Annotated in this window: 8 protein-coding genes; all 8 read left to right on the forward strand. The window is 30.6% G+C overall.

Annotated features, from left to right (window positions below; all coding sequences use genetic code 11):
• The first annotated feature begins 1 nt into the window (after position 1).
• The 8 genes from LI074_RS09125 (at position 2) to LI074_RS09160 (ending at position 13,684) form a co-directional block, all read left to right on the forward strand.
• A complete protein-coding gene (locus tag LI074_RS09125; RefSeq protein WP_173697691.1) occupies positions 2-3,091 on the forward strand; it encodes a metallophosphoesterase in 3,090 nt (1,029 codons plus the stop codon).
• A 521-nt stretch (positions 3,092-3,612) separates the two neighbouring features.
• Positions 3,613-4,863 carry a restriction endonuclease gene (locus LI074_RS09130; RefSeq protein ID WP_173697692.1) on the forward strand — a complete coding sequence of 417 codons (1,251 nt, stop codon included), beginning with the start codon at positions 3,613-3,615 and terminating at the stop codon, positions 4,861-4,863.
• A 506-nt stretch (positions 4,864-5,369) separates the two neighbouring features.
• Positions 5,370-6,923, forward strand: coding sequence for a MutH/Sau3AI family endonuclease (locus LI074_RS09135; protein WP_173697693.1), 1,554 nt, complete (start codon positions 5,370-5,372; stop codon positions 6,921-6,923).
• A 40-nt stretch (positions 6,924-6,963) separates the two neighbouring features.
• Entirely contained in the window at positions 6,964-7,431 is a 468-nt protein-coding gene (locus LI074_RS09140; RefSeq protein ID WP_173683048.1) for a very short patch repair endonuclease, read from the forward strand.
• Positions 7,432-7,579: 148 nt separating this feature from the next.
• Positions 7,580-8,965, forward strand: a complete 1,386-nt coding sequence (gene dcm, locus LI074_RS09145; protein ID WP_173683049.1) for a DNA (cytosine-5-)-methyltransferase — start codon at positions 7,580-7,582, stop codon at positions 8,963-8,965.
• A 103-nt stretch (positions 8,966-9,068) separates the two neighbouring features.
• Positions 9,069-10,037, forward strand: coding sequence for an FRG domain-containing protein (locus LI074_RS09150; protein ID WP_173683050.1), 969 nt, complete (start codon positions 9,069-9,071; stop codon positions 10,035-10,037).
• 9 nt (positions 10,038-10,046) lie between these two features.
• Positions 10,047-12,239, forward strand: coding sequence for a hypothetical protein (locus LI074_RS09155; protein ID WP_179962993.1), 2,193 nt, complete (start codon positions 10,047-10,049; stop codon positions 12,237-12,239).
• Positions 12,240-12,898: 659 nt separating this feature from the next.
• Positions 12,899-13,684 (forward strand): reverse transcriptase domain-containing protein, encoded by a 786-nt coding sequence (locus tag LI074_RS09160; protein WP_022380660.1) that lies wholly within the window; start codon positions 12,899-12,901, stop codon positions 13,682-13,684.
• Positions 13,685-13,703: the final 19 nt, after the last annotated feature.

Consider the following 13,703-nt stretch of genomic DNA (forward strand, 5'->3'; position numbering starts at 1 on the left):
GGTGGATAAATTAATTAAAGATATTGAAAAAGTCAAGGATGAAAATAATATCAATATAGATTTGATTTGTTTTGCTGGTGATTTAATTGGAAGAGGGGATATGGCATATGAAAAAGAAATGCAGATACAGTTGGCAGAAGAACATTTTATTCAACCTTTGCTAAAAGCTGTAAGTTTAACGAAAAAGGAATTTATCCTTGTACCAGGAAATCATGAAGTGGATAGAAGAAAAATTGCAAAAAGAACAGAGGCTGGTTTAGCCGCAATCTCTTCGCTAGAAGAAATAGACGAAACTATTTTTGATATGCAAGATGAGTATAAAAGTAGATTACAATATTTTTATGATTATATGTATAAAGAGTATATTCCAGATGCGGAAAGCTGGAATTTAGGATATTCGATTATAAAAAATATTAATGGTATTAGTGTAGGGATTGTAGGACTTGATTCAGCATGGCGCTCAACGGGAGCTGGTTCGGAAGAAAGAGGAAAAATGCTTATTGGTGAGCATCAAGTTGGGGTTTTATATGATAATATAAAAGATACTGATTTAAAAATTTGTTTAATGCACCATCCTCTTGATTGGGTATCTGATTTAGAAATGACGAATATAGAAAGGAAATTTAATTATTTTGATTTGATTTTACGGGGCCATGTTCATGATTTAGAAGATAAACAAATTTGTACACAAAGATACAAAACAATATATAATACATCTGGTAAATTATATCCGATAGATAATTACTATTCTGGGTATTCTATTTTGAACATTGACATGAATTTAAGTACTTGTAGTATTTATTCTCGAGAATATTTAAAATCTCCGAGAGAAGAATTTGATAAAGCGTTGAGAATAAATAAAAATGGAAAGGTAGAATATCAGCTTACTGCTTATGATGAATCAAAATTGATAGAATATGATTTGAAATTACAATTGAAAAAATATTATGAAGAAGCTACAGAGAAGTATGCTATGTTAAAAAATATTGATAGTTATTCTCCGGATAAAATTGGCGATTTTTTTGTAGAACCGATAATTTTTGAAAAATCAGAATATGAACGTTCAGAACTTGTCAGAAAAGGAGAGAAAAGAGAAGTTCCAATTCAGTTAAAGGATTTAATACAAAGTGAGGATAATATTTTATTTATTGGAAAAAAAGAGTCTGGTAAAACAACAATATTACAAAGATTTGGTATTTTTCATGCATGTATTGAAAGCAAATATATTCCAGTATATATTGATATGATGAAATTAAATAAAGGGAAAGACAGAATTTTTTTGGCTTGTCAGAATTTTGTGTTTAATAATATATCATCTGATATGTCAATTACAAAAAATCAAATACGTAATATGCTATTAAATGGGAAACTTATTTGTCTTTTTGATAATATAAATATTTCAAACGTTGATCATTGTTTGTGGATTCAAAATTTTGTAAGAGCTTTTCCTGATAATCGTTTTATTTTTTCATGTGAAGAAAAGTTTTATCAAACATATACATTAAAAGAATTACCACAGTTTGGTGCCGAATACAAATCAGTATATTTGGAATATTTCGGAAGACGTCAAGTAAGAGAAATGGTTACTAAATGGGGAGAGGGAAAATCTGGATTTAATGCGAACGAAATGACCCAGAGGATTGTAACATATTGTAGTAATATTCATTTTGCAATGACGCCATTTAATATTGCTGTATTTATGACTATATGGGATGTTGATAGGAATTTTGTTCCGGTTAATGAAGGAAAAGTCATGCGAACTTATTTAGAAACAGTTTTAGATAAATTTTCTGCAGAAGATTTTCAAAGAAGTAAATATGACTATGATGTAAAACAACATTTTTTAGGATATTTAGCTTATGCAATGTGTCAAAAGGATGAATATTTTTTTTCGATTGATGAATTTAATAATTTAGTTGATAAATATCATGATAAAAAAGGATTCAAAAAATCAGAATCCAAATTTGATGTAATATTTTTTGAAAAAAATATATTATGTATTAATGGTACATGTGTTTATTTTAGTAATACAAGTATTATGGAATATTGCCTTGCTTCATATGCAATTAGTGAACCGACATTATATGAATTAATGACGGCAAAGGGCAATAGATCTAATTTTATACATGAATTGTCATTTTATTCAGGAATTATTCCGGACTGCTCAAAACTATTAAATAGCTTAAACGATGAAATAACTTCTACTATTTTAGAAAATATGGATATATTGGATGAGATAGAAAAACTAAGTATAAATCTTGAATTTGATATAAAAAAGGATACATTTAAAGAAGCAATAATAAATAATCGATATTCAATAGAAGAAGTGGATGAATTAACAGAGTTAAAAACCTTTGACCAAGAGCATTCACCCATGAAAATAAGTAAGATTAATTCTGTAGAAGAAAGTGAATCTTTTATGGATTTATTATTGATATATGGTAATGTCATTAAAAATGCTGAAATAGTTGATAAGGAGCAGAAAAAGATTCACCTTGAAAATTATATTCTAGGGATGAATTTTCAGTTTGGGTTAATAATGAAAGAATTTGCAGCATATTTAACCAGTAAGACGAAAGAGGATTTACCAGATGAAATAAAGGGAAAATATCCGAACTTGACAGATGAAGAATATGAAAAAATGAAACAAGATACATTAGAGTTGATAAAAATAGTTCTGCCTATTGCTATTCAATTTAATATAGCAAATAATGTTGGTTCACCTAAACTAGAAATTGTAATTTCAGAACTTATTCAGGCCTATAAAGATAGAAAGTTTACAAGATTTATGTTATCTTTTTTATTTTGTGATATTGGAAATGGGTCCGTTAAAACGTTTCTGATGAATTATATTGAAGAGGAAACATCTCCAGATATTCTTAAGCTGATATTAGTAAAATTAGGATTTTATTATAATATATGGTATTTTGGAAAAGATGCATATATGGATGAGATGTTACTTGATTTAATTACAGAAACTCAGATTAAACTTTCTGGACAAAAAAGTCTACTTTTGAATATGAATAAAGGAGAATACAAAAAGCAAATAAAACGACGATATGATACCCAAAGAAAAGAATTAGTAGGCTAAAGCTATTAAAGAATTAATCTATTTAATTGATGCAGAAAAATTGAATAATTATGATATTAAATTTTGAAAGTGTGAAGTAGAAAGTATCGAAGTCTTTATAAACTACAGGAATTTTGATAGTTCTGATACATTGTGAGATTCACACAATTAAAATAAACAGAAGCATAATAGAAAGCAAACTTTTTTGCAAATTAATGTAAACAGAAACATTATTTGCTTTATATACAAACAGCACAGAGAATCTAATATCAGTCTTGGGGTAACAGTGTATTCTAATTCTTGTGCGCTTAACAATGAGGTGAGTTTCTATGGTGCTTGAGTAATAACAATGGAACTTGGAACTGATTATATTGGTTTTATAGTAAGCACTTACTTAAAAAGTTACTTTTATTGTATATGGAGACGGTAGTATAGATGTCAAAATAATAAGATTACTTTAGAAACGTGTAATAAAGGTCGGAATGTTTGCGTTCAGTTACTATGGATGTTCAAAATGATTATAGAAAGATTTATAAAAGATTATGGAAATAGAATTTGAAAATTTATCTGAGGCTGATTTAATTGTAGATTGTATTTATAAAGGCGGTAAAACTCCAAATATTTCAGCCGAACCATTTCATAAATTGATTCCTGGGTGTGAGAACTCAGGGGGATTTAGGAAAAAATTAAGAGAAGATGGTTCTAGAAAGTATGCATATATAGTTTTATATACATCAATGGAAGAATTAGAATGGCCTGATTTTTTAGATGAGGAAACAGGGATATTTCGGTATTACGGTGATAACAGAGAACCTGGTAGGGCTTTGACCGATACAAAGAAAAAGGGAAATTTGATTTTAGAAACTACTTTCGCATTATTAAATGAAGGTGTCTATTTAAACGATATTCCACCATTTTTTATATTTAAGAAAACAGGAACGGGACGAGATGTTCAATTTTTAGGGCTTGCAGCACCCGGAAATCCGAAAATATCACCGGATAAAGATTTAGTGGCTTTTTGGCGAACTGTTAAAGAAAAACGATTTCAAAATTATGAGGCATATTTTACTGTATTAAATACAGGAAGTAAACCTATCATGAAAGAGTGGATTAAGATGCTCATTTATGATCATAAAAATAGTATAAAGTATGCGCCAGATGCATGGAAAAAATTTGTTAAAGAAGGCAGAAATGGAATTGAACCACTAAAAGCGTCACGTATTTTTAAACTTCCGACAAGATATGAACAGTTAGGCTCTAGTGATGAAGAAGGAAGAAAATGTGTAGAAATTATAAGAAATCATTACAAAAAATTTCCGCAAGGATTTGAAGAATGTGCAGTTAATATTATTAGTAAAATGGATTCTAATTTTATCGATTTTTCATTAACACGACCTTGGAGGGATGGAGGGCGAGATGCTATAGGTAGATATTCTATTAGTGCTGGAGGAAAAGTAAATCAACCCTTGGTTATTGATTGTGCGCTTGAGGCGAAATGTTATGGGATTAATAGAGGCGTTGGAGTTCGAGAAATGTCAAGGTTGATTTCCAGAATTAAATATCGTCAATTTGGTATTATGATAACAACTGGTTTTGTTGATAGTCAGGCATATTCTGAAGTAGTGGAAGATGGGCATCCGATTTTAATTGTTACTGCGGCAGATATAGCTAGTATATTGAGAAATAATGCGATAAATTCTTTTAATATAGAAAAATGGCTATGTTCAGTTGAAAGTGAAAATACTAGAAGACTGATGGTTTATTACAATAATTTGGAAAATGCAATCAAGTAAGTGTAGGATAAGCTATAAAATTTAAAATGGGAGAAGATGTCACAAACTGATAGTGTGGTTTGTGACATTTTTTGTCAATCATATTAAAAGAAATTTTGATGATAGCTGTTGACAGTAGAATTGACGTTTGTTAAACTAAAATTGCATATCTGGGAGTATTCTAAACCATTCGGTTGATTTAATTCCCCATATAAGGTTAATAGTAAATATGATGGGAATAAATAGTGATGAACATTTGATTCATAATATGTTTTCTGTCATTGTAGTTAAAATAATTATTATGATTTTTTTGAAGTAATATGGTGCAATAGTTGCGGAATATTAGTTTTGATATCATGATATAGTTGAAATGAAATTAAGAAAAATTTGCCTATGAAAATGTATGTGTATATAATATATAAAAAATATTATCTAAGTAGGAATAGAATTAAAAGATATACGATATGAAAATTAAAGAATATTATATATAATAAAAGAAATGCTTAAAATGAAGGATGGTATATTTTATGGCGGAACATATTTATGAAAAAGAGGCATTGATTAATAGGTTAGAATCTTATTTAGGAAAAACTTTTGAAATGATTGATAATAAAGGTATGTTTGAACATGTGCAAGACATCAATCTTCAAAAGGGGATAGCGGGTGCTGTTGTAGAACAGTGCATTTTTGAATATCCACATGATTCAAGACAAGAAGCAGACTTAATTATTGTTGAAGGGGACAAATATATAAAAACTGAACTTAAAACAACAGGATTGTTAATTCAAAAAGCACCTAAAAAACACTATATTGCAAAGGAACCTATGTCTATTACTGCGGTGGGAGTATATGATCTTGCAGAACAAGAATTTGAAACATCCCATTTTTGGGAGAAACTGGAACATATGCTTATTATATATTACCATTATTCTGCGAAACATGCAGTTTCAGCTTATGACTACAAAGATTTTCAGATGGTTGGTTATGAGTTCCACGAATTTTCAAATGAGGATATAGAAATATTGAAAAATGATTGGGAAAATGTGCGTTCATTATGTAAAGAGATTATATCGCATCATCCAGGAGAGAAAAATAAGGAATGGAAAGCAGCTGTAAAAAAAGAATATATTGATGTACATACACAGTTGAGAAGAGTATTAAGTTATATTGATTTAGCACCCAAGTTTCCTCCAAGATTTCGATTAAAAAAACCGATGGTGTCATCCATTATTGCAAAACATTTTGGGTATGATTTAGAACAGTTACCAGGGAAATATATGTCTGTTTCGGATATTGATGCTAAATGTAAAGAGTTAACAGATAAATATGCGGGTAAAAGTATTAGACAACTTAGTAGGACACTTGGTTTAGAAGTTAAAGAAGAAAAGGATTTGGAACAAAAAGGAATCGCTGAAAAAATAGTTGTTTCAATGTTTGGCGGAAAGGCGAAAAAATTAAATCAGATTGCCTTATTTGAAAAGTTTGGCCTTATTGGTAAAACGATAACATTCACATCTAACGGTGGTCGGACTGAAGATATGAAATTGTATCATGTAGATTTTGAAGAAATGCTTAGAGATACTATTATTGACGATAATGGAGATAAACGTCAGATTATGTTTGAAGATTCTGATATGTATGGATACTTTGCTGATCATGAATTGCTATGTATTATATTTAAAGAATCGACACCTAATGATACAAAAAAAGATTCATCAAAATTGTTGGCATCGAACATTTTTGTAGGATTTAAAAGGATTGTATTTTCAGAAGAATTCATAAATACAACGGTTAAGAAATTGTGGGAAGATACTCGGGATAAAATTAAAAACCATAAATTAATAGATGTAGTGCAAAAGAGTAAAAATGGTTCTATTGTATTTTTAAAAAATGGAGAGATAAGTACGGCACCCAATTTTTTAAAAGGAAGTGATAATGATGTGTTTCTGAGAGGCTCTGGACAAGATTCTGCGTTGGTACATAAAACGGAATGTGTAAATGGAATATGTATGTTACCACAATATGTATGGATAAAAGGATTGGCTGTAGTTAATGAGCTAAATCAGACACCGGAAATTTGAGAGGGTAAATATTGTAAAAAAGTTTATAGGTGAATGTTAGATGCTAGAGAAAGAACCGCGGTTTCATGGAGAAGTGACAGAAAAAAGTCATAAAAATATGAGTAAGATACGAGGAAAGGATACAAGTATAGAAATCGTTCTTCGAAAAGCTTTATGGGAAAAAGGATATCGTTATCGAAAAAATTGCAAAGATTTGCCGGGAAGACCAGATATTGTTTTGACTAAATATCGGATTGCTATTTTTTGTGATAGCGAATTTTTTCATGGAAAGGATTGGGAAGTTTTAAAGCCTAAATTAGAGAAAGGAAAAAATTCAGATTATTGGGTGAAGAAAATACAGAGAAATATTCAAAGAGATGAAGAAAAAGACCAAAAATTAAATTATATGGGATGGACAGTTATACATTTTTGGGGAAAAGATATTTTGAGAAATACAGAACAATGTATTAAAGTAGTTGAAGAGACGATATTTGATATTAAATTAGGTGACATAGAGGATGAAATATAGATAAGACGCGCAATATAAGTTGGAAAGATGATACATAAAATAATTTTAAAATTATGTTTTTAAGGATCTTTACAAGAACTAAAAAATGCGATATTATATAACAACAGAACGATTGTTCTACTATAAAATATAGAAGAGGTATAAAGAAGTGAAAAAAACAGTTTGCGAATTGTTTGCGGGAGTTGGCGGATTTAGATGTGGACTTAATAATATAAAAACATTAGAGGATTTTAATAAAGAAGAAAAATGGGATACTGTTTGGTTTAGTCAGTGGGAACCGGCAGAAAAAAGTACACAATATGCTCACGATTGTTACGTATATCATTTTGGAACACGGTTAGATAAAAACGGGAAAGATACAACAAATTATAACATTGAAGATGTAGATAAAACAACAATTCCAGATTTTAATTTGTTGGTAGGAGGTTTTCCTTGTCAGGATTATTCAGTAGCATCTTCATTGGCGACTTCTAAAGGTCTTGAGGGAAAGAAAGGAATTTTATGGTGGTCGATTCGAGAGACTCTTGAGGCGAAAAAACCTCCATTTGTATTACTGGAAAATGTAGATCGTTTATTAAAATCACCTGCTAAGCAAAGAGGGAGAGATTTTGGAGTCATTCTTGCCTGCTTTCGAGATGAAGGATATACAGTAGAATGGCGAGTGATAAATGCAGCAGAATATGGGTATCAACAAAGACGTCGTAGAATTTTTATTTTTGGATACAAAAATGATACTAAATATGCGAAAGATGTATTAAAAAAGGCGGAATATGATGATGCTTTTGAAAACGCTGAAAAAGCTTGTAAAATGGAAAAGGTGATTTTAAAAGATGGTTTTTTTGCAAAAACATTTCCGGTAAATAAAGCAGAGAATGCTAAAATGGTTATGAAAGAATTACCGATAGAAGTAGGTGAAGTATCTGAAAAATTTAATTGTTCATTCGAAAACTCAGGAATAATGAAAGATGGAACCATTTATACATTAAAAACTATTCCATATTATCATGGAAAACAGATAACATTGGGAGATGTTATGGAAACAGGAAGAGTTGATGAGCAGTATTTTATTCCTGAGGAAAAATTGTATTATACTAATCCGGATATTACACATAGTAATGAAATTGAAAATAAACTTCCAAAAGAAAGCAGGCAAACTTGGCAGTATCTTAAAGGGGCAAAAAAATTGTTACGTACAAGTGCTAATGGTCATGAATACGTTTTCTCCGAGGGAGCGATTTCTATGATTGATCAAGAGGACAAACCTGCTCGAACAATGCTGACATCAGAGGGTGGTTTTAGCAGAACAACTCATATTGTAAAAGATAAAGAAACCGGAAAGATAAGATTACTTACTGCTACGGAAACAGAAAGAATTCAGGGATTTCCTACTGACCATACAAAATATTGTCTGGTTAATGGAGAAACTGTAGAAATGCCTTTGCGTAAACGCCGTTTTATGATGGGAAATGCGTTAGTTGTTAATTTAATATCTGATATGGAAAAGACATTGGAAAAAATATTTGATAATGAATAAAGTTATCAGAATTAAAGAAAAGATATGAGCGGATGCTAGCATAAAATAGATGGTGCTTATAAGTAGAGAATATATTTTTGATATTGTTTTGTTAGGAGAAAAAATGAAAAAAAATTTGGTTCAGTATATTAAAGAAATTAGAGACAAGATGGAAAATTTAGAAGAAAGTCAAAAAAGCTATACTGACGAAAAAACTTTGATAGCATTTAGAGGGGAACCTAGAGATTTCGGAAAAACAAAATTAATGCCATCAATTTTTAGAGAACCTGATATGATAAATAAAGAATCATATATTTTTGAGCTTATGAGTGATTATAATGTGTTAGATTCGAAAAAGACTAGAATTATTGATAAAGCTATTGAATCACAACATTATGTTGCGATTAGCAGAATGTTAGATATAACATTTAGTATTTTACCGGCACTATATTTTGCATGTTCTAATCCAAATGAATTAGATAAAGATGGACGAGTTTATGTGTTTTGTTTTCCAGAGCATTATTCACCTCATTCTGCATATTTAGAAGCATTTTATAATAATCTTATGAATGATAAGGATAATATTACATATTCTAAAAATTTCAAGGTTATCACTCATAGTTATTCGAATGATAGGATACAAGCACAATCTGGTGGATTCATCTTTTTTCCAGGAAAAGAGTATATTCCGATAAATTCAGTTTATTATGAAGAAGTTTTTATTTATGCGGAAGATAAAAAACAAATTTGTGAGGAACTAAATAAATTATTTAGTATACGAGAAGCAACTTTATTTCCAGAAAAAAGTACACGTGCAAAGCTAGTAAAAGATATTTTGTATAATGAAAGATATAAAGAAAGAAAAGTATCTGTTCATGATGAAATTGATACATGTTTTGAACGGATTAAATTTGAAATAGAAGTTTTTAGAAACAAGCAAAGTGTGAAGGGGGACATTTTATTAAGAAAGTTACGTAAAGAAAAAGATGATTTGATTTCTTATGTGAACTTTCTTGAAATAGAAAAAGAGGAAAAGCAGAAATATATAGACGAGATTGAGAAACATTTTTTTATTCTAACTAAATTATACTAAGGAGAAAGAATGGATTTAGAAGAAATAATTTATAAAATTATAAAATTGGTAGAGCTCGATGTTGAAACGATAGAAGTAGAACAAAAAGTGAAAGACATTCCTATTATTTTTATAAATGGAATCAATAAAGACGGAAATGAAGAGCGCTATAGCATTTATAATTGCAGTGAAAGTAAGTTTAATTTACAAAAATATCATGAAATATTGGAAAAAGATGATGGGATATCGACACAAGTTTTAGTTTTTAAAGATTGGGACGATGAACGTCAAAAATATTGGGAGATATATGATAGTGAGATATTAAAAGCTCAAGAAAGAAGTTTGCTTAATCGATATTTTACAAAGAGTATCTCGTTTTATACAAATTTAAAAGAATACATAGATATAGAGGTTGATGATGGAATTAATTACTTGGAATATAGAGCGGATAGTGAATTAGAAGGATACGTATATAACGTATCAATGTATAATCTGAAAAAGCTGTTTAATGTAACGGGCACTACATTATTTAAAATGAATGTCCGAAATGGACTTAAAAAAAATCCAATAGGAAAGGATTTGCGTAGACAGTTTAGAAAGTATTTGTGTATAGGCATATATCAGCATTTGAAAGAAAAAGATGAATTAAAAAGATGCTTTAAGCAATTACAAGAGATATTAGAAATTGATGAAAACGATGAGCAAATTTCAAATAATAGACCTAAACAATTCTGGTTTTATCATAATGGAATTACAATATATGCATATGATCAGAAAATTGATAGAGTGGGAGATAGGATAAAACTTAATCCTTTAAAAGTGAGTGTGATAAATGGAGCCCAGACTCTTACTCATTTTTTTGAAGAATGTGATGATTTAAAGCATAATTTGCCGAAAAAATTAAAGGAAGTATGTACTATTAAAGAAAACCAGATTGCGGAAATTTTAGAGGTAGTATGCAAGGAAATTGTGTTAAAAACGATTTGTATAGAAGGTAAATTGGAAGATGTTCGCCCTATAACATATGGATTGAATACTCAGATTCCTATTTATCAAGAAGATATAATAGCAGATGATATAACTGTACATCAAATTAATGCATATTTGATGAAAGCAGGAATGAAAATTTTAAAACGTGGTGAAGAAGAATATAACGGGGAAGGTTTTTCAGTTATAGAGTTTGTAAAACGGTATTTATTGGTAGATAAAAGACCAGGAGAGAGTAAAAATTTAAAAAAAAGTAAAATAGAAAGTATATTAAATGAGGCTTTACAAAATTTAAAAAACAAAGGAGATAGCATAATTGAATGTTTGGAAATTATAGATATTTTGGATGTTTGGTGGAGAAATTCAAAAGAAAAAAGAAATATTTTGTATAATAAATATAATATAATAAATAGTTATGGAAAGAATTACTTTTTAAGTTATGTGATAAATGAGAAAGTGGAAGAACTAGATGATGAATATATATATGTCTTATATGGAAATTTTGTACAGAGCTTAGAAAGCATTGATAAGAATTTAAAAGTAGAGTCATTTAAAAATGATGAATTATTTAAGTATTATATGGCTAGAAGAAAGATTATGTCTAAAGATATAATTTGGAATAATGATATTGAAAAAAAATTGAAACAATTTTTAGTTGAACATGATGTTTCACCATATGCTTACGCTAAAGAAATAGAAGATTTTTTTAAGCAAGAGGGACAAGATATTCCATATTTTAGAGTGATAAAAAGATATAGTAATAAAAAGCAACAATTTTTTCCAAAAGAAGCATTTCCATTTGCGAATGCTACTTTTTCAGAGTTATATCAAAAAGATAGAAATGTAATAAAAGATGGTTATATTAAATATGAAAATTCACTTTTTTCAAAAGAAATAAATAAAAAAATTCCTGTATTTGTTTTAGATTTCATAGAAAATAAGTCAGGGAAAAAAGATATATGTTCAATTACTTTCATAAAAGATTTTTCATTTGTTTCAGAAAATGCTAAAGCTGAAATGGTATATAATGAAACTGTTGAAGCATTTGAAAAGGGGGATGATAATCTTTTTCCTAAGTCAAGTGAGAAAAAAGGATTCCATGTTAGACCTAAAGCTGCAAATTCTGAAGATACTTTTGAGTTTACTAATGGTTTACAAATTACTAAAAGAACATTTTGGGCAAATAGAGAGACGATTAATGAATTAATACAATTATATGTTAATGAAAAAGAGTAAAATATATTTCAAGTTTTCTAAATGATATGAGTATTAGCTCATAAGAATCTGACCACCTAATCAGTGGATAAATAAAATAACCAATCAATAAAAGATTACTGAAAATTCTATAAATTGGTAAAGAACTGTAAGGGTCTGACCGTGCGTCCAGCAAAGGGTATATAGTCCGGTGGGTGGAAGTCCCATCAAATAAGCTGTTAACCACAGCATTTGAAGCGAGTCTTGAGTCTGTTACGGTAACGTGCAGGCTAAGCGTAGACAGCAAGATAGCAGGGATAGCTATGGAGCACCGAAATCCCAAAGTATCAGAGGGTCGACACCGTGGTCAGGGTGGAAGACAATATATGCACTTATCGTTATGGTGAGATTTTGCATGCCTCTGCGGTGTTGTTGAAACTATTCATGTCAGACAGGGACTATATGTCAACTGGAGAGGACCTGCATTTTCTTTTCAGAGTGTGTAAATGAAAAGTATGTCCGCCAACCAAAAGAAGAAAGACAAACGAAGTGCAGGTAGTCGGAGGCCCGAACAGTACCGGTGAAGGTATGAACAAAATAAATACTGGAGGGAAGTCGAGAGAGAACTGTGCCTCGCAGTTCTGGCCTGCGAAACTATATCAAAGAGGAAACATTAGCTATACACAGAGATAGGGGAACTAATGGAAACGAAATTGGCGAGAATATCACAATTATCAAAAGAAAACCCAGATATGGTCTTTACATCACTGGGGCATCTTATCAATAAGGAGATGCTTGAGAACTGTCATGTCCAGATGGATGGAACGAAAGCCGTAGGAATAGATGGAGTTACCAAAGAAGAATACGGAAGAAATCTGGAAGAAAATCTAGAAGCCCTTATAGAAAGTCTGAAGAAGAAATCCTATAAGCCTAAACCAGCAAGACTGGTAGAAATACCAAAGGACAATGGGAAGATGCGGCCACTTAGTATCTACTGTTATGAAGACAAGCTGGTACAGGAAGCACTGCGCAGGATACTGGAAGCAGTATTCGAGCCAATGTTTTATGATGAGATGATGGGATTCAGACCCAACAGGGGCTGCCATAAAGCAATCCGCAAACTAAACATAATGCTGGAAAGGAAACCGACGAATTATGTTCTGGATGCGGATATAAAAGGATTCTTCCAGCATCTTGACCATGAATGGATTGTGCGTTTTATAGAATCAAGGATCAAAGACCCGAATATCATCCGCCTTGTCAGACGAATGCTGAAAGCAGGAATTATGAATAACTATGAATTTGAAGCAACAGAGGAAGGAAGTGGACAAGGTTCCGTCTGCTCTCCGATAATTTCCTGTATCTATATGCACTATGTGCTGATATGGTGGTTCAGAGAGGTGGTAACGCCGATGTTAAAGGGATATGCAGGTCTGGTGGTCTATGCTGATGATTGTGCGCCACGAAGGCGGAAACTTGTGACATGATGTCAAACAAGTATAGCCA

The organism is Blautia sp. MSK18_10 (genome assembly GCF_020553185.1).
In the GTDB taxonomy this organism is placed as follows: domain Bacteria; phylum Bacillota; class Clostridia; order Lachnospirales; family Lachnospiraceae; genus Blautia_A; species Blautia_A wexlerae.